The 23,818-nt window shown below is 57.9% G+C and carries 21 protein-coding genes, 2 tRNA genes and 2 pseudogenes; 24 read left to right on the top strand and 1 reads right to left on the bottom strand.

The window, feature by feature from the left end:
* The first annotated feature begins 6 nt into the window (after window positions 1–6).
* The 16 genes from BLS51_RS05940 (at window position 7) to BLS51_RS05870 (ending at window position 14,267) form a co-directional block, all read left to right on the top strand.
* Window positions 7–660, top strand: a complete 654-nt coding sequence (locus BLS51_RS05940) for a YfgM family protein (RefSeq protein WP_090176708.1) — start codon at window positions 7–9, stop codon at window positions 658–660.
* Window positions 661–691: 31 nt separating this feature from the next.
* Window positions 692–1,831: an outer membrane protein assembly factor BamB gene (bamB, locus tag BLS51_RS05935; protein WP_090176713.1), complete on the top strand. Its 1,140-nt coding sequence runs from the start codon at window positions 692–694 to the stop codon at window positions 1,829–1,831.
* Between the two features lie 4 nt (window positions 1,832–1,835).
* A complete protein-coding gene (der, locus tag BLS51_RS05930) occupies window positions 1,836–3,182 on the top strand; it encodes a ribosome biogenesis GTPase Der (RefSeq protein WP_090176716.1) in 1,347 nt (448 codons plus the stop codon).
* Between the two features lie 193 nt (window positions 3,183–3,375).
* On the top strand, window positions 3,376–3,612 hold the full coding sequence (hfq, locus tag BLS51_RS05925; RefSeq protein ID WP_072780809.1) for an RNA chaperone Hfq: 237 nt from the start codon (window positions 3,376–3,378) through the stop codon (window positions 3,610–3,612).
* 41 nt (window positions 3,613–3,653) lie between these two features.
* On the top strand, window positions 3,654–4,823 hold the full coding sequence (gene hflX, locus BLS51_RS05920) for a GTPase HflX (RefSeq protein WP_090176719.1): 1,170 nt from the start codon (window positions 3,654–3,656) through the stop codon (window positions 4,821–4,823).
* 17 nt (window positions 4,824–4,840) lie between these two features.
* On the top strand, window positions 4,841–6,154 hold the full coding sequence (gene hflK / locus BLS51_RS05915) for an FtsH protease activity modulator HflK (RefSeq protein WP_229207373.1): 1,314 nt from the start codon (window positions 4,841–4,843) through the stop codon (window positions 6,152–6,154).
* Complete coding sequence (gene hflC, locus BLS51_RS05910; protein ID WP_090176727.1) at window positions 6,154–7,065, top strand: protease modulator HflC; 912 nt, start codon at window positions 6,154–6,156, stop codon at window positions 7,063–7,065. Before hflK ends, hflC begins: the two co-directional genes overlap by 1 nt.
* Before the next feature lie 144 nt (window positions 7,066–7,209).
* Window positions 7,210–8,370, top strand: a complete 1,161-nt coding sequence (locus tag BLS51_RS05905; RefSeq protein WP_090176730.1) for an ATP phosphoribosyltransferase regulatory subunit — start codon at window positions 7,210–7,212, stop codon at window positions 8,368–8,370.
* Between the two features lie 4 nt (window positions 8,371–8,374).
* Entirely contained in the window at window positions 8,375–9,685 is a 1,311-nt protein-coding gene (locus tag BLS51_RS05900; RefSeq protein WP_090176735.1) for an adenylosuccinate synthase, read from the top strand.
* Window positions 9,686–9,697: 12 nt separating this feature from the next.
* Window positions 9,698–10,249, top strand: a complete 552-nt coding sequence (locus BLS51_RS05895; RefSeq protein ID WP_090176739.1) for a phosphoribosyltransferase — start codon at window positions 9,698–9,700, stop codon at window positions 10,247–10,249.
* A 55-nt stretch (window positions 10,250–10,304) separates the two neighbouring features.
* Window positions 10,305–10,901 carry a MarC family protein gene (locus BLS51_RS05890; protein ID WP_090180533.1) on the top strand — a complete coding sequence of 199 codons (597 nt, stop codon included), beginning with the start codon at window positions 10,305–10,307 and terminating at the stop codon, window positions 10,899–10,901.
* A gap of 24 nt (window positions 10,902–10,925) precedes the next feature.
* Window positions 10,926–11,615, top strand: coding sequence for an MgtC/SapB family protein (locus BLS51_RS05885; RefSeq protein WP_090176743.1), 690 nt, complete (start codon window positions 10,926–10,928; stop codon window positions 11,613–11,615).
* Between the two features lie 73 nt (window positions 11,616–11,688).
* Window positions 11,689–11,976 carry an autorepressor SdpR family transcription factor gene (locus BLS51_RS05880; RefSeq protein ID WP_090176746.1) on the top strand — a complete coding sequence of 96 codons (288 nt, stop codon included), beginning with the start codon at window positions 11,689–11,691 and terminating at the stop codon, window positions 11,974–11,976.
* Complete coding sequence (locus tag BLS51_RS29660) at window positions 11,973–12,608, top strand: SdpI family protein (protein WP_090176750.1); 636 nt, start codon at window positions 11,973–11,975, stop codon at window positions 12,606–12,608. Before BLS51_RS05880 ends, BLS51_RS29660 begins: the two co-directional genes overlap by 4 nt.
* Window positions 12,609–12,620: 12 nt before the next feature.
* Window positions 12,621–13,562, top strand: coding sequence for an alpha/beta hydrolase (locus tag BLS51_RS29655; RefSeq protein ID WP_090176755.1), 942 nt, complete (start codon window positions 12,621–12,623; stop codon window positions 13,560–13,562).
* Between the two features lie 327 nt (window positions 13,563–13,889).
* The gene (locus tag BLS51_RS05870; RefSeq protein WP_090176758.1) at window positions 13,890–14,267 is read left to right on the top strand and encodes a hypothetical protein; all 378 of its coding nucleotides are present in this window, start codon (window positions 13,890–13,892) and stop codon (window positions 14,265–14,267) included.
* Here BLS51_RS05870 and uvrB read toward each other — a convergent pair.
* Window positions 14,264–16,336, bottom strand: a complete 2,073-nt coding sequence (uvrB, locus tag BLS51_RS05865; protein WP_090176762.1) for an excinuclease ABC subunit UvrB — start codon at window positions 16,334–16,336, stop codon at window positions 14,264–14,266. The two genes, BLS51_RS05870 and uvrB, sit on opposite strands and share 4 nt — an antisense overlap.
* Window positions 16,337–16,451: 115 nt before the next feature.
* Here uvrB and BLS51_RS05860 point away from each other — a divergent pair, with 115 nt between their 5' ends.
* The 8 genes and pseudogenes from BLS51_RS05860 to BLS51_RS05820 all read left to right on the top strand — a co-directional run bounded on the left by BLS51_RS05860 (window position 16,452) and on the right by BLS51_RS05820 (window position 23,717).
* Window positions 16,452–17,648, top strand: coding sequence for an amino acid aminotransferase (locus tag BLS51_RS05860; RefSeq protein WP_175472517.1), 1,197 nt, complete (start codon window positions 16,452–16,454; stop codon window positions 17,646–17,648).
* 117 nt (window positions 17,649–17,765) lie between these two features.
* Window positions 17,766–17,841 (top strand) — tRNA-Asn (locus BLS51_RS05855).
* Between the two features lie 84 nt (window positions 17,842–17,925).
* Window positions 17,926–18,542: pseudogene (locus BLS51_RS30600) on the top strand (DUF642 domain-containing protein).
* A gap of 48 nt (window positions 18,543–18,590) precedes the next feature.
* Window positions 18,591–18,666, top strand: a tRNA-Asn gene (locus BLS51_RS05840).
* 109 nt (window positions 18,667–18,775) lie between these two features.
* A pseudogene (locus BLS51_RS05835) lies at window positions 18,776–19,348 on the top strand (site-specific integrase); the annotation flags it as partial.
* A 181-nt stretch (window positions 19,349–19,529) separates the two neighbouring features.
* Window positions 19,530–21,434: an ATP-dependent nuclease gene (locus tag BLS51_RS05830; RefSeq protein WP_175472515.1), complete on the top strand. Its 1,905-nt coding sequence runs from the start codon at window positions 19,530–19,532 to the stop codon at window positions 21,432–21,434.
* Window positions 21,435–21,510: 76 nt separating this feature from the next.
* On the top strand, window positions 21,511–22,818 hold the full coding sequence (locus BLS51_RS05825; protein ID WP_090176777.1) for a RelA/SpoT domain-containing protein: 1,308 nt from the start codon (window positions 21,511–21,513) through the stop codon (window positions 22,816–22,818).
* A gap of 62 nt (window positions 22,819–22,880) precedes the next feature.
* Window positions 22,881–23,717, top strand: coding sequence for a hypothetical protein (locus tag BLS51_RS05820; protein ID WP_229208055.1), 837 nt, complete (start codon window positions 22,881–22,883; stop codon window positions 23,715–23,717).
* The last annotated feature ends 101 nt before the right edge of the window (window positions 23,718–23,818 follow it).

Raw genomic sequence — 23,818 nt, 5'->3', positions numbered from 1 at the left:
AATACCATGGCATACGATCTTGAAGAACAAGAACAACTCGCGTCCCTCAAAGCGTGGTGGGACAAGTACGGCAACCTGACGACCTGGGTGCTGATCGCTGTACTGGCTTCCTACGCCGGCTGGACCTATTGGCAGAACCGCGAGCGCGGCCAGGCTGGTGAAGCGTCGGCGCTGTATGCCGAGCTGCAGGCGGCCGTGGAAGCCAAGGACAATGCCAAGGTGCTGCGCGCCGCTGGCGACATGCAAAGCAAATACGCCAGCACCGCCTACGCGCCGATGGCCGCGCTGGTGGCTGCCAAGAGCGCCTTCGACGCCAACGACCTGAAATCGGCCAAGGCCCAGCTGCAATGGGCTGCTGACCACGGTGCCGACGAGTTCAAGGCGGTGGCCAAGATCCGCCTGGCCGGTGTGCTGCTGGACGAGAAAGCCTACCCTGAAGCACTGAAGGCGCTGGAAGGCAATCTGCCGGCACAATTCGCCGGCGCTGCCGCCGACCGCAAGGGCGACATCCTGGCCGCGCAGAACAAGCTGGCCGAAGCCCGCAGCGCTTACGAGGCGGCATACAATGCCACCGACAAGAAGAACCCGGGCCGTCAGCTGATCCAGATGAAACTGGAAGCTATCGGCGGCAGCGTGCCTGCTGAAAAAGGCGCGGCGTAATCGACACGTAACGATCAAGGTTTATAAAATTATGCGTATTACCGAAAAAGTAGTTGCAGCAAGCGTGTTTGCGATGTTGGCCGGTTGTTCCTTGTTCGGATCGAAAGAAAGCAAGAACCAGCCAGCAACGCTGGTGGAACTGAAGGACGCGTCGCTGACGCCGAAAGTGGTGTGGAAATACTCGGTCGGCAAATCCGGCAGCGCGGTGTTCACGCCAGCTTTCGCCGGCGACAGCGTGTACGTGGCTGATGCCGACGGCGCACTGGTGCGCCTGAACGCCGCCACTGGCAAGGAAATCTGGCGCGTCAAGACGGGCACCGACCTGACCGCCGGTGTGGGCACCGATGGCGAAGTGGTCGTCGTCGGTGGCGTCAAGGGCCAGATCCTCGCCTACGACAACAACGGCAAGCAGCTGTGGAAGGCGCAGGCGACCAGTGAAGTGCTGTCGTCGCCGGAAGCCGGCAATGGCCTAGTGGTGGTGCGCAGCGTCGACAATATGATCTCCGGCTATGACGCCAAGACCGGCGCCAAAAAATGGAATGTGGCGCGCACCACGCCAGCGCTGACCTTGCGCAACGCGCCGGGCATGGTGATCAGCGGCCAGAACGCCTATGTCGCCCAGCCGGGCGGCAAGCTGCTGGTGCTGAACACCGCCGGCGGCCTGCAGCGCTTTGAAGTAGTGGTCGGCGAACCGCGCGGCGCCACCGAGCTGGAACGCGTGACCGACATCGCCGGCGCCCCGGTGGTGTATGAAAAAGATGTCTGCGCCGTGTCGTACCAGGGCCGCGTGGCCTGCTTCGACGCCACCACCGGCGCACCGCACTGGAGCAAGGCGACGTCCTCCGACAAGGGCGTGGCGGTGGACCAGCGTTTCGTATTCGTCTCTGACGACAAAGGCGCAGTATCGGCCTATAGCCGTGAAAACGGCGCTAACGCCTGGAAGAACGACAAGCTGTCGTATCGCGTGCTGTCCACTCCCGTGTCCTATGGACGCGCGGTGGCGGTGGGCGACTACCAGGGTTACATCCACTTCCTGTCGCGGGAAGATGGCGCATTTATTGGTCGTGTGGCGACCGACGGCAGCGCAATCAACGCTGATCCTGTCATCGCTGGCACGAATTTGATTTTCCAAACCCAATCAGGGACTGTGACCGCTCTGGCGGTCGAATAATAAAATGAAGCCGGTAATCGCACTAGTGGGTCGACCCAATGTAGGGAAATCGACCTTGTTCAATCGTCTGACCCGCTCGCGCGATGCGCTGGTGGCGGACTTGCCTGGGTTGACGCGCGATCGTCACTATGGCGAGGGCCGTGTCGGCGAACGTCCCTTCCTGGTTATTGACACTGGCGGCTTCGAGCCGGTGGCCAAGGAAGGCATCCTCTATCAAATGGCCAAGCAGACCAAGCAGGCCGTGGCCGAAGCTGACATCGTCATCTTCCTGGTCGACGGCCGCCAGGGCCTGACGCCGCACGACAAGACCATCACCGACTTCCTGCGCAAGAGCGGCCGTCCGGTGATCCTGGTGGTGAACAAGGCCGAGGGCATGCGCTACAACGCAGTGGTGGCGGACTTCTATGAACTGGGCATGGGCGAACCGGCTGTCATTTCGTCGGCACACGGCGATGGCGTGGCCGACCTGGTCGACCTGGCGCTGGACACGGCGTTTGAAAAGCGTCCGGAAGATCCCGAAGAGCTGGAGCCGACCGACCGTGGCGTCAAGATCGCGCTGGTGGGCCGTCCGAACGTCGGCAAGTCGACGCTGATCAATACCCTGGTCGGCGAAGAACGCGTGATCGCCTTCGACATGCCGGGCACCACCCGCGACTCGATCGAGATTCCGTTTGAGCGCGACGGCAAGAAGTACACGCTGATCGACACCGCCGGCATCCGCCGCCGCGGCAAGGTGTTTGAAGCCATCGAGAAGTTCTCGGTGGTGAAGACGCTGCAATCGATCTCGGAAGCCAACGTCGTGGTGCTGATGCTGGACGCGCAGCAGGACATCTCCGAGCAGGACGCCCACATCGCCGGCTTCGTGCTGGAAACCGGCCGCGCGCTGGTCATTGCCGTCAACAAGTGGGACGGCCTGGAATCGTGGCAGCGCGACGAGATCAAGATCGACATCGACCGCAAGCTGGACTTCCTCGGCTTCGCCAAGATGCACTTCATCTCGGCGCTGAAGGCGCAGGGCATAGGCCCGCTGATGAAGTCGCTGGACCAGGCTTATGCGGCCGCGTTCGCCGACCTGTCGACGCCGAAGCTGACCCGCGCGCTGATCGAAGCGGTGGAGAAGCAGGAGCCGCGCCGCAAGGGTTCGATCCGTCCGAAGCTGCGTTATGCGCACCAGGGCGGCATGAATCCGCCGGTCATCGTGATCCACGGCAATGCGCTCGATGCGATCGCCGAACCGTACAAGCGTTTCCTGGAAAAGCACTTCCGCGAGACGTTCAACCTGGTAGGCACGCCACTGCGTATCGAACTGCGTACCGGTAAAAATCCGTTCGCAAAAACTTCCGGAAAATAATGCGTTTTTTTGCAGGAACACCCTGCAAAAAAAACAAAAACAGGTTACAGTGGCTTAGAAGCACCACTTTAGACGTGGCGAGCGGTGTTTCAGCGAAAATAGTTTGACTTTTATAGACTTTTCGCTGGGCCACGACCTTGAAGTCAAGCGTTTCGCCTCCACTTCCAACACAACAACATAAAATGGAGCTGTTATGAGCAATAAAGGGCAACTGTTACAAGACCCATTCCTGAACGCTTTGCGTAAAGAGCACGTTCCCGTCTCGATCTATCTGGTCAACGGCATCAAGCTGCAAGGCCATATCGAATCGTTCGACCAGTACGTGGTTTTGCTGCGTAACACCGTGACCCAGATGGTCTACAAGCACGCCATCTCCACCGTGGTACCGGCCCGTGCCGTCAACCTCAATATTGAAAACGAAGCGGAATAAGCATTGCCGCATCGTTTCTTTTCACCTAGCGTGACCGTCGTATGCGCGCCGCTTTAGTCGGTATTGATTTCGGCCAGGGCGACTTTGCCGCCAGCGTCGAGGAACTGAACCTGCTGGCCCGTTCGGCAGGCGCGGAACCTGTGACGGTGATCACGGCAAAACGCTCCGCCCCGGATGCAGCCTATTTCGTTGGCAGCGGCAAGGCCGACGAAATCGGTCAGGCTGTGCTGGCGGATGGCATCGAAATCGTCATCTTCAATCACGCGCTGTCACCGGCACAGCAACGCAATCTGGAAAAGCGCCTGAACATCCGGGTGCTGGACCGGACCAGCCTCATTCTGGATATCTTCGCCCAGCGTGCCAAGAGCCACGAGGGCAAGCTGCAGGTTGAGCTGGCGCAGTTGCAGCACCTGGCTACCCGATTGATACGCGGCTGGACTCACCTTGAGCGCCAGAAGGGCGGTATCGGCTTGCGCGGTCCTGGTGAAACGCAGCTGGAGACCGACCGCCGCCTGATCGGCGAACGCGTCAAGGCACTGCGTGCGCGTCTGTCCAAGCTGCGCAAGCAGCACGAGACACAGCGCCGTTCACGCAACCGTACCCAGACTTTCTCGATTTCGCTGGTCGGCTATACCAATGCCGGCAAATCGACCCTGTTCAACGCGGTGACCAAGGCCGGCGTGTATGCTGCCGACCAGCTGTTCGCCACGCTGGACACGACCTCGCGCCGTGTCTACATGGGTGAGGAAGTCGGCAACGTGGTGCTGTCCGATACGGTCGGCTTCGTGCGCGAACTGCCGCACCAGCTGGTGGCGGCGTTCCGTGCCACGCTGGAGGAGACCATCCACGCCGATCTGCTGCTGCACGTGGTCGACGCCGCGTCGCCAGTGCGCATGGAGCAGATCGAGCAGGTCAACCTGGTGTTGAAGGAAATCGGCGCCGATCATATTCCGCAGATTCTGGTGTGGAACAAGATCGATGCGGCGGACCTGCAACCGTCGGTCGAGCGGGATGAGTATGATAAGATTTCCCGGGTCTTCCTCAGTGCCCGCACTGGCGAGGGACTCGACTTGCTGCGCGGCGCCATCACCGAATGGGCCAAGGACGCGCCAGGCGCGCGCCTGCAGCAGCCGTACCAGGTCGACCAGGACCCAGAAGAAGAACGAGAAGTAGAGAGCAATTCCACCCACCTTGACGTTGGATCACACTAATGCGTGTCTCCTCACTTATGAAACGACTCGGCTTGAAGCTGTCGCTGAACGACCCGCGATGGGGCAAGGACGACAAGCCGCAAGCCAATGAAGGCAAGAAGCCCGGCGAGGGCGGACCGCCAGACATGGAACAACTCTGGCGCGATTTCAATAATCGCCTCAATAATCTGTTCGGGCAGAAGAAGCGCCCCAACAACAATAACAACAACGGCGGCGATAACGGCGGCGATGGCGGTGGCGGCAATCGTCCCGACTTCTCCGGCGGCATTCGCGCCACGGCTGGCGCGGTCGGCGCGGTGGTCGCGCTGATCTGGCTCGCCAGCGGCTCGTTCATCGTGCAAGAGGGCCAGACCGGCATCGTCTATACCTTTGGTAAAGTCAGCCACACCACCGGCTCCGGTTTCAACTGGCGCTGGCCGTATCCATTCCAGAGCAACGAGACCGTCAAGGTTTCGCAGATGCGCATGGTGGAAATCGGCTATCGCGGCAATATCAAGAACAAGCAGGCGCGCGAATCGCTGATGCTGACCGATGACGAGAACATCATCGACATCCAGTTCGCCGTGCAGTTCAAGCTGAAAGATCCGGTCGCGTGGCTGATGAACAACCGCGATGAGGAAGACACCGTCCGACAGGTCGCTGAAACCTCGATCCGCGAAATCGTCGGCAAGAACAAGATGGACTTCGTGCTGTACGAAGGCCGCGACAAGGTCGCCTTTGAAACCCAGCAGCTGATGCAGCAGATCCTCGACCGCTACGCCTCGGGCGTGCTGGTGTCGAACGTGACGCTGCAGGCAGTGCAGCCACCGGAGCAGGTGCAGATCGCGTTTGACGATGCCGTCAAGGCGGGCCAGGACCGCGAGCGCCAGAAGAACGAAGGCCAGGCTTACGCCAACGACGTGATTCCGAAAGCGCGCGGTACCGCATCGCGCCTGATGCAGGAAGCCGAGGGCTATCGCTCGATGGTGGTGGAAAACGCCACTGGTAACGCCTCGCGCTTCAAGCAGGTGCTGGTCGAGTACCAGAAGGCGCCGGGCGTGACCCGCGACCGTCTGTACCTGGAGACCATGCAGCAGATCTTCTCCAGCACGTCCAAGGTCATGGTGGATGCCAAGTCGGGCAGCAACCTGCTGTACCTGCCGCTGGACAAGCTGATCGCCCAGGCTGCGGCCACCGACGCGCAAGCCGCAGCGGCCCGCGCCGCCCAGGCTGCCGGTGGCCTGCCTGCCACCAGCACCACGCTGCCGTCGGAGCTGATGCCGTCGGTGGAAGTCAACCGCCAGCGCGATCCGCGCTCGCGTGATACGTCTCGTGACCGGGAGAGCCGTTAATGAATCGCATAGCTAGTACCGTTGTCCTGGCGTTCATCGCGCTGATGTTGCTGTCGTCGACCGTGTTTGTGGTCGACCAGCGCAAATATGCGATCGTGTTCGCACTGGGCCAGATCAAGGAAGTCATCCGCGAGCCGGGCCTGCACTTCAAGTTGCCGCCGCCATTCCAGAATGTGGTTTTCCTGGATAACCGCATCATGACGATCGAATCGCCGGACGCCGAGCGCTTCATCACCGCCGAGAAGATGAACATCCTGGTGGACAGCTTCGTCAAATGGCGCATCGGCCGCAACGAGAACCAGCCGAAGCTGTACTACGTGACCTTCGGCGGCGATGAAAGCCGCGCGCGTGACCGCATGTCGCAAATCATCAAGGCGGCGCTGAACGAGGAAATCACCAAGCGCACCGTCGCCGAAGTGATCTCCGGCCAGCGCGGCAAGGTGATGGAGGGCATCCGCACCAAGGTGGTCAACGAGGCCGCGCAGATCGGCGTCGAGATCATCGACGTGCGTCTGAAGCGGGTTGAATACGTTGAGCAGATCAACACCTCGGTGTATGAGCGCATGAAGGCCGAGCGTACCCGCGTGGCCAACGAACTGCGTTCGACCGGTTCGGCGGAATCTGAAAAGATCCGCGCCGATGCTGACCGTCAGCGTTCGGTGATCCTGGCGGAAGCCTATCGCGACGCCGAGCAGATTCGCGGTGAGGGCGATGCCAAGGCGTCGGCCATCTACGCCGAAGCGTTTGGCCGCAATCCGGAGTTCTACAAGTTCTACCGCAGCCTGGAAGCCTATCGCGCCACCTTCAAGAACCATGGCGACGTGATGGTGCTGGATTCCAGCTCGGACTTCTTCAAGTACTTCAAGGGCACCGGCGGCGCCGGTTCGGCCCCGGCGCCAGCCAAAAAGTAAGACCTGCGGGGAGCCTCTGGCTCCCCGTATCGCATCTTTTTCCCCTCGTTAGACGCATTTTCGCGTAAAATATCAGGTTCGGCCCTCTTGTTGAGTGGCCTTGGCCTGCGTGCCGCATTGTTCATTTCTTAATTAAATAGTCCCATGCCGAATTGGCTGCTGCCCGAGAATATCGCCGACGTTTTGCCGTCCGAAGCACGCAAGATTGAAGAATTGCGTCGCCTGATGCTGGATAACTTCCGTACCTATGGCTACGAGCTGGTGATGCCGCCGCTGCTGGAGTACCTGGAATCGCTGCTGACCGGCGCCGGTGAAGACACCGACCTGCGCACCTTCAAGCTGGTGGACCAGCTGTCCGGCCGCATGCTTGGCCTGCGTCCCGACATGACCACGCAAGTGGCGCGCATCGACGCCCACCTGCTGAACCGTGCCTCGGTCACGCGCCTGTGCTACGCCGGCAGCGTGCTGCATACCCGTCCGTCGGGCCTGCACGCGACCCGCGAGCCGTTGCAGATCGGTTGCGAGATGTATGGCCACGCCGGCCTGGAAGCCGACGCCGAAATCCAGGAACTGGCGCTGGCCTCGCTGGCCCTGGCCGGTTTCACCGAGGTGCGGCTGGACCTGACGCACGTTGGCGTGCTGCGCGCGCTGCTGGAAAACTGCCCGGCCGCCCAGCGCGACCAGGCGAAAATCCACGCCGCGCTGCGTGCCAAGGATGTGCCGGACCTGCAGGCGCTGGCAACCAATTACGACCCGGTGGTGCGCGACGCCTTGCTGGCGCTGCCATCGCTGTACGGCGACATCGATGTGCTTGGCAAGGCGCGCGAGGTACTGCCGGAGCTGCCGGGCATCGCCAAGGCGCTGGCCGAACTGGCCGCGTTGGCGGCGTCGGCGCTGGGCCGCGCGCAAGTCGCGATCGACCTGGCCGACCTGCGCGGCTACCAATACGAAAGCGGCGCGATGTTCGCGCTGTATGTGCCAGGCTTGCCGAACGCGGTGGCGCGCGGTGGCCGTTACGATCACGTAGGCGAGGCCTTCGGCCGGGCGCGTCCCGCCACCGGCTTCTCGCTCGACCTGCGCGAACTGGCGCGCCTGTTGCCTACTGCGGAACGCAAGCATTCGATCCGCGCTCCGTGGGGCAATGCGCCGGAATTGAAGGAAAAAATCGCCGAGCTGCGCAAGTCCGGCGAAGTGGTGATCCAGAGTATGCCGGGTCACAGTCACGAGCTGGACGAGTTCGAGTGCGATCGCGCGCTGGTCCTCGACGAGAATGGTAGTAACTGGATTCTTAAAAACTTAGGTTAATGTGATGTCAAACAAAAACGCAAAAAACGTCGTCGTCATCGGTACCCAATGGGGCGATGAAGGTAAAGGCAAAATTGTCGACTGGCTGACCGACCACGCCCAGGGCGTGGTGCGCTTCCAGGGCGGCCACAACGCCGGCCACACGCTGGTCATCGGCGGCGTGAAAACTGCGCTGCAACTGATCCCGTCGGGCATCATGCGCCCAGGCGTGGCCTGCTACATCGGTAACGGTGTGGTGGTGTCGGTGCCGGACGTGCTGCGCGAAATCGACAAGCTGGAAGCGGTGGGCGTTGAAGTCGCCTCGCGCCTGAAAGTGTCGGACGCAGCGCCTGTGATCTTGCCATACCACTCGGCACTCGACCTGGCCCGCGAATCGGCCCGTGGCGAAGCCAAGATCGGCACCACCGGCAAGGGCATCGGCCCGGCCTACGAAGACAAGGTGGCGCGTCGCGCCATCCGTATCGCCGACCTGCTGAACGAACAGCGCTTCTCGGAAAAGCTGAAAGAGAACCTGGACTACCACAACTTCGTGCTGGAGAACTATCTCAAGGCGCCGAAAGTGGATTACCAGAAGACCCTGGACGACGCGCTGGCCTACGTGCCGCGCCTGCGCCCGATGGTCACCGACGTGTCGAGCGCGCTGTACAAGGCGCACAAGGCCGGCGCCAACCTGCTGTTTGAAGGCGCGCAAGGCTCGCTGCTGGATGTCGACCACGGCACCTATCCGTTCGTCACCTCGTCGAACTGCGTGGCCGGCAATGCCGCCGCCGGTGCTGGCGTTGGCCCGAGCATGCTGCACTACGTCATGGGCATCACCAAGGCTTACACCACCCGCGTGGGTTCCGGCCCGTTCCCTTCGGAACTGCCGACCGATGCAGGCGTTGGCCACCACCTGGCGCAAGTCGGCCACGAGTTCGGTACCGTGACCGGCCGTGCCCGTCGCTGCGGCTGGTTCGACGCCGCGCTGCTGCGCCGCTCGGTCCAGATCAATGGCGTCACCGGCATGTGCATCACCAAGCTGGACGTGCTGGACGGCCTGGAAACGCTGAAGCTGTGCACCGGCTACACCATCGATGGTGAAGCAGTCGACATCTTCCCATCGGGCGCTGAAGAAGCCGCGCGTTGCGTGCCGGTGTACGAAGAAATGCCGGGCTGGAAAGACACGACCGTCGGCGCCAAGTCGATGGACGCGCTGCCGGTTGCCGCCCGCAACTACATCAAGCGTATCGAAGAGTTGGTCGGCGTGCCGGTCGACATGGTATCGACCGGTCCGGATCGCGAAGAAACGATCGTGCTGCGTCATCCGTTCGCGTAATCAAGGAATTTTATGACCACCACCACCCCACAATCGAACGAAAAACACCTCTGGGTATCCTGGGACGAGTACCATCGCCTGATCGAGCGTCTGGCACTCAAGGTGCACGAATCCGGCTGGCAGTTTGACATGGTGCTGTGCCTGGCGCGCGGCGGCGTGCGTCCTGGCGACGTGTTCTCGCGCATCTTCGACGTGCCGCTGGCGATCCTGTCGACCAGCTCCTACCGCGCCGAGAAGGGCACCGTGCAGGGCGACCTGGACATCGCCAAGTACATGACCATGACCAAAGGTCCGCTGAGCGGCAAGATCCTGCTGCTGGACGATCTGGCCGATTCCGGCGTCACGCTGATGAAGGTGGTCGACCACCTGAAGCAGAACTTCGCCGGCGTGACCGAAGTGAAAACCGCAGTGATCTGGACCAAGGGCAGCTCGGCCTTCAAGCCGGACTACCAGATGGAAGAACTGCCGCACAATCCATGGATACACCAGCCGTTTGAAGACTACGACGCGCTGCGCCCGCATCAGCTGGCAGCATGGATCAAGAAAGGCGAAACGGCTGCGTAAGCCGTTTGAGCAAGGGAGCTTCGGCTCCCTTTTTCGTTAACCCACACAGATGCCCATGACCCAAGACTTCTTTCAGACTTTTATCCTGCTGGTGCTGGTGACCGACCCGTTCGGCAATGTGCCGCTGTTTGCCAGTGTGCTCAATCCGGTGCCGGCGGCGCGCCGTCCGCGCATCGTCATCCGCGAGTGCGGCATTGCGTTTGTGCTGCTGCTGATCTTCATGTTCTTCGGCCGCCACTTCCTCAGCGCGCTGCACCTGTCGGAAGTAGCGCTGCGGATTGGCGGCGCGGTGATCCTGCTGCTGATTTCGATCCGCATGATCTTCCCGCATCCGGATGGCGTATTGGGTCGCACCGATGGCGCCGAGCCGTTCATCGTGCCGCTGGCGATCCCCGCGCTGGCCGGTCCTTCGGCACTGGCGACGGTGCTGCTGTTCTCGCGCGAGAGCACCGGCGAAGTGCTGGTGCACGTGGCCGCGCTGGCGGCGGTGGGCGTGGTGTGGCTGCTGGTATTCCTCAGTGCCGAGAAGCTGCAGAAGGTGCTCGGCCCGCAGGTGATGACGGCCTTCGAGCGCCTCATGGGCCTGATCCTGACGGCGATGTCGGTCGAGATGCTGTTGAGCGGAATACGCGAGTTCGTCAAAACCCTGTAAAGTGGTCCTTTTGCGGAGGACGCCATGCATCAGGTAACGCAATGGGACATGATCGGCCGGCTGGCGTTGTCAGCCTTGCTGGGCAGCTTCATCGGCTATGAGCGCGAGCGGCTGGCCTGGGCGGCTGGGCTGCGTACGCACATGCTGGTTTGTGTGGGTTCGTGCCTCATCATGATTGTGTCGGCCTATGGCTTCGTTGATGTCAGTGCTCCGGGCGTAGGACTCGATCCTTCGAGGATGGCGGCACAGGTGGTCTCCGGCATCGGCTTTCTTGGCGCCGGTGCCATCATGGCGCGCGGCGAGATCGTGCGCGGTCTGACGACGGCGGCCAGCGTCTGGTCGGTGGCCGGCATCGGGCTGGCGGTTGGTGGCGGGTTGTATATTCCAGCGGTGGCGGCCACCGTCATCATTCTGATTATCCTGGCAGGCATCAAGCCGCTGGAGCGCCGCTTCATCGCCAGCCGCCAGTTGCGGGCGATGGTTATTTTCACCGAGCGCGATGCGCTGTCGCTGCCAAGACTGCATGAAGCGCTGGGACCCGGCAGCGCCCGCGTCAAGACTTTCGTCATGCGCCACAAGGCCGGCGCACCCGACATCGACGAGATCCAGATCACGCTGTCGCGGTTGACGGAAGGGCAGTACAGCGCCATCGGCAAACGCCTTGCCGAACTCCCTGGTGTGCTTGAAGTCAAAGAGGGTGAAGTCTCGTCCTGACTGGTAAAGGTGGCTTGACGCGCATCGCTTTGCAGCTTATATTTAGATAACTGTCTAATTAGATGATTGCCTAATGAATGCCACCAACAGCGCTTTCAAAGCCATAGCCGATCCCGCGCGGCGCGAGATCCTGCGTCTGCTGCGCAGCGGCGAAATGACGGCGGGCGAGCTGGCGGAGCACTTCGACATGAGCAAGCCAACCATGTCGCACCACTTCGCGGTGCTGGCGGAAGCGGATCTGATCACGCGCCGGCGCGAAGGGCAGACCATCTGGTACGGCCTGAATACCACCGTGCTGCAAGACGTGCTGGCCTGGATGATGGACCTGGCTGGGCCCGAAACCAAAGGGAGGAAGAAATGAAAAAGTGGAGCATTATCGTTTGCCTGCTGTTGATCGCTGCCGCCTGCGCGGCCATGGGCTGGTACTGGCCGCTGCTACCGCCGCATGTACCGGTGCACTGGAACGCCGCCGGCGACATCGACGGTTACGGCCCACGCGCCGCCTTGCTGCTGCTGGGCCCCGGCCTGATGTTGCTGATGCTGTTGCTTGGGCTGCTGTTGCCGCGTATCTCGCCACGCCGCTTCGAGATCAGCAGCTTTGAAGCCACGTACTCCTATCTGTGCGTGGTCACGGTGGCCCTGATGGGCTATGTGTATGCGCTGGTGCTGCTGGACGTGGTACACGGCGGCGTGGCGATGCATCGCGCCGTTCCGGCCGGTGTCTTCATCCTGCTGATCCTGATCGGCAACCCGATGGGCAAGGTGCGCCGCAACTTCTTCATGGGCATCCGCACGCCGTGGACGCTGGCCAGCGAAGCAGTGTGGTACACCACGCACCGGCTGGCGGCAAAGCTGATGGTGGCAAGCGGCCTGCTTGGCCTGGTCGCGCTGTGGCTCGGCGCTCCGCACTGGATGCTGCTATCCATAGCGCTGGCCTGGGCGCCGATGGCGGCCGGCTACTCGCTGTTGCTGTACAAACGTCTTCCTCACTGATTGGAGAAAAGTATGCGTTTCAAATTCATGCTGTCGCTGTTGCTGGTTTCCCTGTCGGCGGCTGCGGCGCAGCGGCCGGTGTCGCTGGATGTCGGTGGCGGCACTGTCTACGGCACAGAGCTGACGCCCGATGGCGTGCAAGGCAAAGTGCCGGTGGTGCTGCTGCACGCCGGCTCCGGCCCCACCGACCGCGATGGCAACAGCAATATGCTGCCTGGCCCGAACGACTCGCTGAAGTTGCTGGCGGAAGGACTGGCGAAAAATGGCATCGCCTCGATCCGCTACGACAAGCGTGCCATCGGCGCCAGCGCGCTGCCGGTGTGGAAAGAAGAAAACCTGCGGCTGGACGACTACATTGGCGACGCCACCGCATGGCTGAAGAAGCTGCGCACCGACGCCCGCTTCTCGCGGGTGGTGATGGCTGGCCACAGCGAAGGCGCGCTGATCGCCTCCGAAGCCTGTGCGCAGGGTGGGGCGGATGCCTGCGTGCTGATCTCCGCCAGCGGCCGTCCGCTCGATGAGCTGCTGCGCGAGCAACTGAAAGGCAAACTGCCAGCGCCGCTGATGGCGGAAAGCGACCGCATACTGGATGGCCTCAAGCAGGGTAACACTACCGACAAAGTGCCACAGCCCTTGATGTCGCTCTACCGCCCGGACGTGCAGCCGTATCTGATCTCCATGCTGCAGCACGACCCGCGCAAAGCTGTCGCCGCGCTGAAGATGCCGGTGCTGATCGCGCAAGGCACGAAGGATGTTCAGGTGCAGGAAGCGGATGCCAAAGCACTATCCGCCGCCGCACCGAAGGCCAAACTGGTGATCATCGACGGCATGAACCACGTGCTGAAAATCGTCGGCGACGACCAAGCCTTGCAGCAGAAGTCCTACTTCACACCCGACCTGCCAGTTGCCCCGCAACTGATCGATGCTGTAAGCAACTTCGTCAACAAGCCTTGAGCTTGATGCAGCCCCAAGTGCTTTATTAACCGCCTCGTACACTGCTCCTATTACCCGGCGATAGAGGCAGTGTTATGAGTGCGGAAGATATAGACGTAAGCAGCATGTTCGTAGCTTGCTGATGAGCGCGCTCGCCATCTCTCTTCCTGGAGCGCCGGAATCCACGGAGAAATTGCGTGCGCTTTGTCGGAACTTACCCGTTCACTGGTGGTCGCGATTTACATCGCGTGGACGGATTACCGTCGAGCTACATAAGCGTATTGAGGCTGGCGACATGGAGGCTATTCGGGAGGTAATCTACGATTGGCTATCTTATACGGAGGATCTATGAATAATTACGAGTCTCTGTTTTATGAAATTCTTACGCTGACCAGATCGGAGCAATTGTGCTGGCATCAGATAGGACGAAAAGAAAATGCCGAGATCATACTCAATCCTCATCTTGTGATCCGGCAGTTTGCTAGTGACATGCGGCTTGAGGGGAATGTCTTAGGGCTGCTGCTGTTGGAGCGAAGGCACCTATATAACGAAGAGGATTTTTTTATTGAACCGCTCGAAGAACGCCGCGCCGAATTGCTGGTCTTGGCGGAAGGCGAGCTGATTGCCAGCCTGACTGAAATGTCAGTCAGGCTGGCCAGGATGATGGAACTTTTAGACTTGGCAATCGATCAAAGTAACCGCAGGTTACTTGTGCAGCCTGCTTAGGCGATGTTGTCGGTGCCGGGAGCGCCGAACAACTGCTGCTTGAGGTGGTGCAGCTGGTCGCGCACTTGCGCGGCCTTTTCGAACTCCAGGTTCTTGGCGTGATCCAGCATGGCTTTTTCGAGGCGCTTGATCTCCTTGCTGATCTGCTTCTCGCTCATGGATTCGTACTTGGCCGTCTCCTGCGCCACCACCAGCTCTTCCTTCGCACTCTTCTCGCTGTAGACGCCGTCGATCATGTCCTTGATGATCTTCTTCACGCCGCGCGGCACGATGCCGTTGGCTTCGTTGAAGGCGATCTGCTTGGCGCGGCGGCGTTCGGTCTCGCCGATGGCGCGTTCCATCGAATCCGTCATGCGGTCGGCGTACAGCAGCGCCACGCCGTTGAGGTTACGCGCGGCGCGGCCGATGGTCTGGATCAGCGAACGCTCGGAACGCAGGAAGCCTTCCTTGTCGGCGTCCAAAATGGCCACCAGCGACACTTCCGGCAAGTCCAGGCCCTCGCGCAGCAGGTTGATCCCCACCAGCACGTCAAAGGTGCCGATGCGCAGGTCGCGCAGCAGTTCAACGCGCTCCACGGTTTCGATATCGCTGTGCAGGTAGCGCACCTTGATGCCGTGATCGGCCAGGTATTCGGTCAACTGCTCGGACATGCGCTTGGTCAGCGTGGTCACCAGCACGCGCTCGTTCTTGGCGACGCGGTCGGTGATCTCGGACATCAGGTCGTCAACCTGCGACAGGGCAGGGCGCACAATGATCAGCGGGTCGACCAGGCCGGTTGGGCGCACCACCTGTTCCACCACCTGGTCCGCATGCGTGTTCTCATAATCAGCAGGCGTGGCGGAGACAAACACCGTTTGCCGCATCTTGCTCTCGAATTCCTCGAACTTCAACGGACGGTTATCCAGTGCCGATGGCAGGCGGAAGCCGTAGTCGACCAGATTGGTCTTGCGCGAACGGTCGCCGTTGTACATGGCGCTCAACTGGCCGACCAGCACGTGCGATTCGTCGAGGAACATCAGTGCGTCTTTCGGCAGATAGTCCACCAGCGTTGGCGGCGGCTCGCCCGGCATGGCGCCGCTGAGATGGCGCGAGTAGTTCTCGATGCCCTTGGTGAAGCCGATTTCCGCCATCATCTCCAGATCGAAGCGGGTACGCTGTTCCAGTCGCTGTTCCTCAATCAGCTTGTTCTCCTTGCGGAAGAACTCCAGGCGGTCGCGCAGCTCGGCCTTGATGCTCTCAACCGCACGCAGCACGGTGGAGCGCGGCGTTACATAGTGCGAACCCGGGTAGACGGTGAAGCGCGGGATCTTTTGCTTGACGCGGCCGGTCAGCGGGTCGAACAGCTGGATCGATTCCAGCTCATCGTCCCACAGCTCCAGGCGCACCGCGAGGTCCGCATTCTCTGCCGGGAAAATGTCCAGCGTATCGCCGCGCACGCGGAAGGTGCCACGGCCGAAGTCCACTTCATTGCGCGTGTACTGCATCTGGATCAGGCGCGCGATGATGTCGCGCTGCGCCACGCGGTCCTTCTGGCGCAAGGTCAGAATCATCTGGTGGTATTCATTCGGATTACCGATACCGTAGATGGCCGACACGGTCGCCACGATCACCACATCGCGCCGCTCCATCAGCGACTTGGTGCACGACAGACGCATCTGCTCGATGTGCTCGTTGATCGACGAATCCTTTTCAATGAACAGGTCGCGCTGCGGCACGTAGGCTTCCGGCTGGTAGTAATCGTAGTAGGAGACGAAGTACTCGACCGCGTTCTCCGGGAAGAATTCGCGGAACTCCGAATACAGCTGCGCGGCCAGCGTCTTGTTCGGCGCGAAGACGATCGCCGGACGGCCCTGGCGCGCGATGACGTTGGCCATCGTGTAGGTTTTACCGGAGCCGGTCACGCCCAGCAGCGTCTGGAAAAACAGGCCGTCGTCGATGCCTTCGCACAGCTGGTCAATCGCCGCAGGCTGGTCGCCGGCGGGCGGGAAGGGCTGGTGCAATTTGTAAGGCGAATCCGGGAACGTGACCACGGTTGCCTCGGGAGTTTCTGCTACAGGTAAATCAGCCATCTTGCTCAGACCTTTGTTAGAATAATGGCCTGCCAGCGGCCTGAAGTCGTTATTTTAAAGGGCGCTGTCTATACATCTCTGCTGCGAACCGCTTCCACTCGAATCCAATCTTATCATGACGAATCCTAGCTTGTTCAGCGCCATCGACATGGCACCACGCGACCCTATCCTGGGTATTACCGAAGCCTTTAACGCCGACATCAACCAGAATAAAATCAATCTGGGTGTGGGTGTTTATTATGACGACAACGGTAAAGTGCCGCTGCTATCGTGCGTACAGAAAGCGGAAGAAATCCTGATCGCGGCGCCTGCGCCACGCACCTACCTGCCGATTGAAGGTCTGGCGGCCTATGACAAGGCGGTGCAGGAACTGGTATTTGGCGCCGACAGCGCCGTAATTCAAGAGAAGCGTGCAGTTACCGTGCAAGCCATCGGCGGCACCGGCGCACTGAAAATCGGCGCCGACTTCCTCAAGCGCTTCGCGCCGGATGCAGAGGTCTACATCAGCGACCCAAGCTGGGAAAACCACCGCGCGCTGTTTGAAAGCGCCGGCTTCAAAGTCAACAACTACGCCTACTTCGATGCGGCCACGCACGGCGTCAACTTCGCCGGCATGATCGCCGACCTGAAAGCCATGCCGCGCGGCGCCATCGTGCTGCTGCACGCCTGCTGCCACAACCCGACCGGCGCCGACCTGACCTCGGACCAGTGGACCGAAGTGATCGGCACCATCAGCTCCGGCGGCCTGGTGCCGTTCCTCGACATGGCCTACCAGGGCTTTGGCGCTGGCATCGCCGAAGATGGCGAAGTGGTGCGCCGCTTCGCCGAAGCCGGCGGCCCGCTGCTGGTGTCGAACTCCTTCTCCAAATCGTTCTCGCTGTACGGCGAGCGCGTCGGCGCGCTGAGCGTGGTGGCAGCTTCTGCGGAAGAAGCGTCGCGCCTGATGTCGCAACTGAAGCGCGTGGTGCGTACCAACTACTCCAACCCGCCAGTGCACGGCGGTAAAGTGGTGGCGACCGTGCTGACCACGCCAGAGCTGCGCCAGCTGTGGGAAGACGAGCTGGCCGGCATGCGCGTGCGCATCAAGGAAATGCGCGAAGCGTTTGTGGTGAAGCTGGCTGCCAAAGGCCATGACTTCGCTTTCGTGCGGGACCAGATCGGCATGTTCTCGTACTCGGGCCTGAGCAAGGCGCAAGTGGATCAGCTGCGTGCGGAGTCGATCTACGCCGTGGACACCGGCCGCATCTGCGTCGCCGCGCTGAACTCGCGCAATATCGATATCGTTATTGACGCCATCGCCAAAGTGCTCTAAAATCTTGTTTCTTCGCGCTGCGTTGTAAAGTGCAAAACGAAGGACTGGCAACATAAAATACGGCAGTAAGTTGCATCTTGCTGATGCGAAAGAAACAGTATAAAATGTTGCCTCTAATCCCTGATAGCTCAGTTGGTAGAGCGACGGACTGTTAATCCGCAGGTCCCTGGTTCGAGTCCAGGTCGGGGAGCCAGAATACTAAAAGCCACGTTTTACGTGGCTTTTTTCATTTCTAAACGGTGATTCTTGATGTTGGTCGGTTGCTGCCTTATTGCTTATGAGCATCAAAGCCCTGGCCTTTATCGTAGCGGCACTTTCGCACTTGCCTCCCCAGCATATTCCACAGAACTAATCGTCAACGACGGCTTCAAAAGCTACACGCATCCGTATAGTTTCGTCGAGATGGCCTCGGGACTTACCGGCTGTGCGATAGGAGCCGGCTCGGTCGACCTCATCGGCACCTACAGGACGCATGCAGGCGGCGGTTTCAGCATTGACCTGAATGGCAGCTCGGCCGGCACCATTTCGCAATCGTTCGCGACGGTGACAGGGCAGTTTTACAACGTCAGCTTCAGCATGGCCGGTAATCCTGACGGTGGCGGCCTCACCAAGACCATCAGCGCCGGCGTGGCAGGCGTGAACACCTTTAGCTTTGACGGCACCGGCGCCAGCAAGACTGCGATGAGCTGGGAAACTCGCAGCTTCAGCTTCGTGGCAGCTTCCGCCCTCAGCACGCTGACTTAAGTCGGCGATAGCCCCACCACCAGCGCTTAAGGCGCCGCCCTGGACTACATCTCCGTCACAGCAGCAGTGCCGGAGCCAAAAAGCTACGCCATGATGCTGGCCGGTTTGGGCCTGGTAGGCTTGCTGGCGCGACGTCGCAAGGTTGCATAAAAAAAATTAGCCAAAATCGCATTCACCCGATATAATTCTGGCCTCAATTCCCTGATAGCTCAGTCGGTAGAGCGACGGACTGTTAATCCGCAGGTCCCTGGTTCGAGTCCAGGTCGGGGAGCCAGAATACAGCAGCGTGCCAAAAACCCAGCCCTAATCCGGTTGGGTTTTTGCGTTTCAGGGTCCGCGCTTACTCAATCAGCTAAGCCACCCCGTAGGATTACCTCGACGACGACGAGCTGCAACGGTTAGTGTCCGTACTGCGGGCCAATGAGCCGCCGATGGTGTGCCAGGTAGCGCTGTTCCTGCTTTCTACCGGGGCTCGGCTTTCGGAGGCATTGAACGCTGACTGGGCGCACGTCGACAGGGTATCGCGGGTGTGGCGTATTCCGGCGACTAACTCCAAGTCTAAGCGGGTTCGGACGATGCCATTGAATGACCATGCAATCGAAGTATTGGAGCGCTTGGGCACCGAGGGCAAGTCGGCTCACCTGTTCATCAACCTGAAGACCGGCGAGCGGTTGACGGCTGTGAATAAAGTATGGGGGCGACTGCGGGTAAAGGCTGGACTACCGCATCTCAGGCTGCATGACCTTCGACACCAGTTCGCGTCGTTCTTGGTCAACGCCGGCCATACCATCTACGAGGTGCAGAAGATCCTTGGACACTCGGACACAAAGGTGACTGAACGGTATGCGCACTTGTCGCTGAAGACGTTGCAGGTTGCTGCTAACAGTGCGTCGGTGGCGATGCGGGGCGCTGGTAAAGCGGAGGTCGTCGTGCCGGAGGTGTTGGAAGCTGCGTAGTTGAGGTAGGGCGGGGCGGTGCATGTATCGGCCGTCTCGCATAGTGACTATTTATCTGGAGCGACCTTCTTGCGACAATAATATATCTTTCGAGTGAGCAAGATGATATTCTTACATTAACCACGCCAAATTGGTGACGGTGCAGTAGGGTTGGACTTTATACCTAGATGAGAGAATACTCGTGCCTTCGATAAAAAAATTCACTATCAAAAATTTCAAAGGGATCGAGGAAGTAGAGCTCGATTTGGATGGACGTATAAAATGTCCGGTGATAACGTTGATCGGTCTTAATGAGAGTGGGAAAACAACCATTCTTGAGGCACTCTCTCACTTTGTGAGTGGAGACAGGTCAGTTTCTGAACTCTTTGAGGGCCCCCATGCAAAGGCTTCTGGTGTCCGGCTTATCCCTATCAATAAAAAAGCCGCCTTCTCATCTAAAGTCGAAATAATCGCTAGTATTGAGCTTAGTCAAGAGGACTTGAGCGCGGTTCGGAAGAATATTGATGCCCGAGTTGATATCGATATGGCCGCTCTTTCTACGCCTTTTTCGATTATAAGGTCCTATAAATTCGAGGACAGTGTATTAAAAAGTACAAGCAATTTTTGGGGGTTTAAACTTCTTACGCGAAATAATAAGAAAGGTCAGTTTAAAGAATATGTGCGCCCTACCGAGTTGGAGCACGACATATGGCACGCAGTTTATACTGTATTGCTGGGACGCCTGCCAAATGTTTCGTATTTCCCCACTTTCTTAGTGGACATGCCTCAAAAAATTTATTTGAAAGCTCACGATAAAGAGACAGCCATAAATCGACATTATCGCTTCGTGCTCCAAGATATCCTCGACAGTTTGGGTGAGAACCTTTCGCTGGAAAAGCATGTATGTAATCGTATTGAGGAATTTAAATCATCTGAAAACACTCCAAACTGGTTCTCAATATTTTTTGGTGGTCCAACTAAGGCGCCGATAGATTCTGTATTCCAGAAGATTGCCAATGCAGTTACAGGTCAAGTTTTAGGAAGTTGGCAGAGAGTTTTTCAAAGAGCGATTAGTGCTAAGAGTATATCGGTGGAGTGGAGTATTGATGCTGAGCGGGATCATATGCCATATGCTATGTTTTACGTTTCAGATGGTGAGTCACGGTATGCGATCAGCGAGCGTTCGCTAGGCTTTCGATGGTTCTTCTCATTTCTCCTATTTACCGCTTTTAAGCAGGGAAAGGAAAGAAAAACCATATTTATTTTTGATGAGCCCGCCGCCAATCTCCATGCAAAAGCCCAAGCTGAGCTGCTTACCAGCTTTTCGAAGATTGCATCAGATGGTAACCGAGTTATTTACTCAACACACAGCCATCATATGATTAATCCACGTTGGTTAAGTGGTGCATATATTGTAGAGAATACTGCCCTTGATTACGACTCTGGAGATAATTTTGGTCTTTCCACGAAGCCTACTAACGTAAAGGCCACGTCTTATCGCCAATTTGTGGCGAACTATCCCAGCAGGTCAAGCTATTTTCAGCCCGTAATCGAACAGCTTGAGTACGTCTCTCCTGAGGTAGTGGGCGAAGCCCCCTATTTACTCGTTGAGGGAATTTCTGATTACTACGCCTTAAGGCTGGCGCAGCGAATTTCGAATCGAAGCTTCGGCTTCCGCTTACTGCCTGGTGTCGGTGCCGGAGCGTGCGGACCTATGGTAAGCCAACTCTTGGGACGAGGGGAGTTGTTTGCTATTCTACTTGATGATGATAAAGCTGGGAAGAAGGAAGCTCAGAGGTATGTAGATGAGTGGTTTCTAGCGAAGAAGTCAGTCTGTACAATCGGAACTATTAATCCGAAGTACGCTGGTTTTCAAATCGAAGGTTTGATTGACAGTGAAACCCGAACTGGCATTCAAGAAAAGTTGGAAGTGTCAACGCTGACAAAAAAACAGATTGGGCTTTATCTTGCTGAGTCTGTGGCTGGTGAAAATTTATTAAATACATGCTTGTCAAAACGAACGATCGGGCAGCTATTGGAAGTCTTAGATTACTTTGAGAACCTATTGGTAGATCATTCGCAAGAAAGACTGTCAGCCAATGGATAGGGTGATATTCACGGAATATATTGCTGAATGTGGTTAGGGCTATTTTAAAATTACCGCCATGGAATAGGAAAACAACTTGGACTTAATTAGCCAGTTCATCTCTCGATACCGAAAAGAATACGATTTCTATGAGCAAGCTTGTCGAATCGTGGCGCAAGTCCTTGACTCTAATCTCCAATCGACTGGCATTAGGGCGATCGTAACGTGGCGAGCAAAGAATCCCTTAAGGCTTGAGGCCAAAGTACGTCAGCGCGCTGCATCGCAATCATATTTGTCTGTAGACGATATCTACGACGACATAGTCGACCTAGCTGGTGTACGAGTAGCACTTTACTTCCCTGCTGAACGCGGCGAAGTCGGTCGTATCATTCGATCGCTGTATGTTCCCGTTGCCGAGGCGAAAGAGTTTCCTACGGCATCTGAGCCGACTTATAAGAAGAGGTTCTCTGGTTATTGGGCAACGCACTATCGCGTCCGTTTACCAGACACGTTGCTTAACGAATCGCAGAAACGGTACACGGAGGCCCGTATAGAAATTCAGGTTGCATCGGTATTAATGCATGCGTGGTCCGAGGTCGAACATGATCTTGTCTACAAGCCACTTCAAGGGAAACTTTCTGAAGAAGAGTATGCGATTCTTGACGAACTTAATGGTCTGGTGTTGGCGGGGGAAATTGCCCTAGAGCGGCTGCAGCGGGCGGGAGAGATGCGGGTATCATCGGATGATCGAGAGTATACCAACCATTATGACGTAGCTTCCGCTTTGCTGGAAATGTCCCGTGCTAAATTGGCGCGGCTGGATATTCACGATTCGGCAATAGGTCGAGTTGATTTGCTATTTCAGTTGTTGCGGGCTCTCGACTTGAATACGCCTGAGAATTTGGCGAAATATGTTAATGCTCTTCATGCTGACTTTGAGAAACGGCCTCTTGCCGAGCAAGTTATCGATCAGGTTCTTTCCGAGGATACCTCTCGTTATGCTGTGTATGAAAATTTACGTACTTTCGATGTTCCGTCTCTCTCCGCTATTTCAGTTGATTTTCTACGATCATCGCAAAGCGAAGCAATAGGCCAATTCATTGCCTTGTGGATTGATTACGAAAGAATGCTGCGGGCTGTTGCTTCGAAGAAAGGCTACAAGAGTTTAGGTATGCCGTCGGGGAGGTTCTTATCCACCCTCACTGAGTTTTCGCCTGAGCTCGTCGAAGCTGCGGAACGTCTTCGACATTTCCGAAATCAACTAGTACATGGTATCGAAGTTCCTGATGCCGATTACATTCGTACGCAGGTTGCTGACCTGAAAAGACTCGTCGAATCGATGCAGCACGCACTAAAACCCCCGCCCAAGCCATCTCGCAAGGCGGCAAAGAAAGTGCCGAAGTAGTACCAACTGATTCTTGTGTATATCTGCGAAGACCTCGTTTGCACCTACTGGTGCAGACTCACATGAATGGTGATGATATGGCAACGCACGAACTCGACTTGCTCGAAAACGCAATCGATAGCTTGGCTGAAGCACTGGCAAAGTTTGAGGAAGGGGATGCTGGGGAGACAAAAGCTTTTAAGTTCTCCGTTTTACATATGGCACACTTTGTGGAGCTGGTTTTTAAGTATCACATTGCCAGTAAGCATCCTCTTTTGATATTTAAGGAGCCGTTCGCTGCCAAACTGGACCGTAACAAAACGATTACTCTTTGGGAGGCAATCAACTTCATCAACAACGAAGCCGCAGATACCGTTTCTCCTGCCCTTAAGAAAGACCTTGAATGGCTAAAGCGGCTTCGCAATGAGATAGAGCATCACCAGTTTAAGATGGAAGTACCAGAGGTGAGGGCTGTCATTGGGCGTTTATTTCGCTCAGTTGTTGAGTTCGTCAAAGAGCATACCGACATTGAGCTCGAATCTTTGATACCTGAGTCAACAATGGAGACGTTTCAGGTGCTGTCAGATGAGTATGAGTTTACGGTAAGGACGGCATTGCAGGCGGCTGAGCAGTTTGAGAAAGATCACCCCTCCGACCCTTATGACCCCGATGAACGTCCTGTTCGTTTGGACTGTGAGAACTGCGGTAATCCGACTCTTATACTCAACGACGATTCGAGTAGCGGATATCGCTGCCTTGTATGTGCCAATGAGGATGGAGACAACATCCCGTCTGGATGCGATATCTGCGGCGCACCTGCGACACAGGGTGAGTTGGATGCTTGGCCGTTAGAAGACGGAAGTTATGAATATAGGTGTTATTACTGCTCAGGTAAATATCGCGCAGAAAAGGATGACTAATTTGGCTTACGTGCTCGCCAGATATCTCAATGATGGTGGGAGATGCCCTGAAACTGGCGATTCGGCTCCTGTTCGGCGTTCGGCAGCGCTAAGCCCTTGAC

It is taken from the genome of Duganella sp. OV510 (assembly GCF_900100205.1).
GTDB lineage: Bacteria > Pseudomonadota > Gammaproteobacteria > Burkholderiales > Burkholderiaceae_D > Rugamonas.
This window is presented reverse-complemented; position numbering and strand designations above follow the sequence as displayed.